The 1,579-nt window shown below is 37.2% G+C and carries 4 protein-coding genes; 2 read left to right on the top strand and 2 right to left on the bottom strand.

What is annotated here, in order from left to right; translation table 11 throughout:
* Positions 1-15 precede the first annotated feature (15 nt).
* Both ACKTSF_RS14470 and ACKTSF_RS14465 read right to left on the bottom strand, forming a co-directional pair.
* Positions 16-372, bottom strand: coding sequence for a type II toxin-antitoxin system YafQ family toxin (locus tag ACKTSF_RS14470; protein ID WP_216763217.1), 357 nt, complete (start codon positions 370-372; stop codon positions 16-18).
* Entirely contained in the window at positions 372-650 is a 279-nt protein-coding gene (locus tag ACKTSF_RS14465; protein ID WP_010620850.1) for a type II toxin-antitoxin system Phd/YefM family antitoxin, read from the bottom strand. The genes ACKTSF_RS14470 and ACKTSF_RS14465 overlap by 1 nt, the downstream gene beginning before the upstream one ends.
* Before the next feature lie 90 nt (positions 651-740).
* On the opposite strand from ACKTSF_RS14465, the gene ACKTSF_RS14460 reads away from it, so the two are divergent.
* Both ACKTSF_RS14460 and ACKTSF_RS14455 read left to right on the top strand, forming a co-directional pair.
* On the top strand, positions 741-1,328 hold the full coding sequence (locus ACKTSF_RS14460) for a site-specific integrase (RefSeq protein ID WP_407890278.1): 588 nt from the start codon (positions 741-743) through the stop codon (positions 1,326-1,328).
* A gap of 12 nt (positions 1,329-1,340) precedes the next feature.
* The coding region (locus tag ACKTSF_RS14455) for a hypothetical protein (protein ID WP_407890276.1) at positions 1,341-1,579 on the top strand (239 nt) is incomplete at its 3' end.

Genomic DNA, 1,579 nt, shown 5'->3' with positions numbered 1-1,579 from the left:
TATAAATGACTTCTCTTATTCGTCATTTTTTCGATACCTTTTGGAACGATTTTGACCAGGAAATAAACGATCATGCGATCCGACTCGAATGCCAATTAAGACTAGTTCATCTTTATCAATCGTATAAACCACCAGGCCATCGTTAGTTTCGCTTGGTGTTTTGTTTTTCGGGGTATCTCGTAAGTGAAATTCATTATAACCGCTCATTCGCCGATTAAGCTCATGATCTTCAAATTCTGGTGGTAATTGTTGTTGCTCAAGCAACAGATCAATGGCTGCTCGAACTTCATCAATAATAGATTTGTCTAAACTGGCTAACCGTTTTAGATCAGCATTAAAGGTTGCACGTGGTTTAAATCTTAGTTTTTTCATTATTTAAACTGACCCCAATAACCATCATCTGATTCAACAATTTCATCGTCAGGTAAAACATGGCGTTTAATTAACTGATCACGTGCAATTGCATATTCTAACGAACCTTCTTTAGCTTTTAATGCTCTTTCTAGCCAGTCCATTTTTTCTTGTGAAACGATGGCTACTGCGCGACTATTTGAACGAGCAATATAAACGGTTTCGTCTTCGTCATTAACTTGATCTAAATATTTTTTTAGGTTAGCGCGAAAATCGCTCTGTGTTAATGCTAATGTCATATTTACCACCCTTTCTTTGTACTTAATATTGTACTTAATATTGTACTTTAATTTGTACTAAAAATCAAAAATTTTAAAGGAGCTCAAACTATGCAACAAGTTGTCTTACCCATCAAAGATTCAAATGTTCTCAAGGAGGTTCAAGATACCTTACTCAACAACTTTAAAGCTGGCCGGCGTAACTATACAGTTTTTCAAGTTGGCAAAGCTACGCTACTGCGAGTGAGTGATGTCATGCGCTTAAAGCAAACCGATATTTTTAATCCGGACGGTTCTATTAAACAAAATGCGTTCATTCACGATCGAAAAACGGGTAAGCCTAATACCTTGTACCTTAAACCGGTTCAAACAGAGCTCTTATTGTACCGCCAATGGATACTTGATCATAAACTAGAATCTGAATGGCTCTTTCCTTCCATTCAACACCCAGAGCGACATATCACGGAAAAACAGTTCTACAAAATTATGAGCAAGGTTGGCGATCTGTTAGGAATTAATTATCTAGGGACCCATACGATGCGTAAAACCGGGGCTTATCGCGTTTACACGCAATCAAATTATAATATTGGCTTAGTCATGAATTTGCTCAATCATTCCAGTGAAGCAATGACTTTAGCTTATTTAGGCTTAGACCAGGCTAGTACTGAAACGATGCTGGATAAAATTGATTTTGGTTAGGAGGCTGGCTTTATGGATTTAGATTTTAAATCAAACAAGTATGATCTTTTTGATGATTGGCATCAAAACAAGACTAAACAAGCCTTTACACAAAAGTTGCAGCAACAAGCTCAACTTGAAAAAACACAGCTGCCACAGTTATTGTCGCGTGAAGATTTAAAAATTCGCTGGCAGATGAACTCTCGTCAAAGTGTTCATCAAGTTGCTAGTAAGCCTGATTTTCCGCAACCCGTTTTTGCTTTTAATCATGG

The organism is Levilactobacillus muriae, assembly GCF_045862015.1.
In the GTDB taxonomy this organism is placed as follows: domain Bacteria; phylum Bacillota; class Bacilli; order Lactobacillales; family Lactobacillaceae; genus Levilactobacillus; species Levilactobacillus muriae.
This window is presented reverse-complemented; position numbering and strand designations above follow the sequence as displayed.

What these genes read in the sequence shown, in the direction of transcription:
- ACKTSF_RS14470 (WP_216763217.1), bottom strand. Translation starts at nt 372, where the DNA reads ATGAAAAAACTAAGATTTAAACCACGTGCAACCTTTAATGCTGATCTA.
- ACKTSF_RS14465 (WP_010620850.1), bottom strand. Translation starts at nt 650, where the DNA reads ATGACATTAGCATTAACACAGAGCGATTTTCGCGCTAACCTAAAAAAA.
- ACKTSF_RS14460 (WP_407890278.1), top strand. Translation starts at nt 741, where the DNA reads ATGCAACAAGTTGTCTTACCCATCAAAGATTCAAATGTTCTCAAGGAG.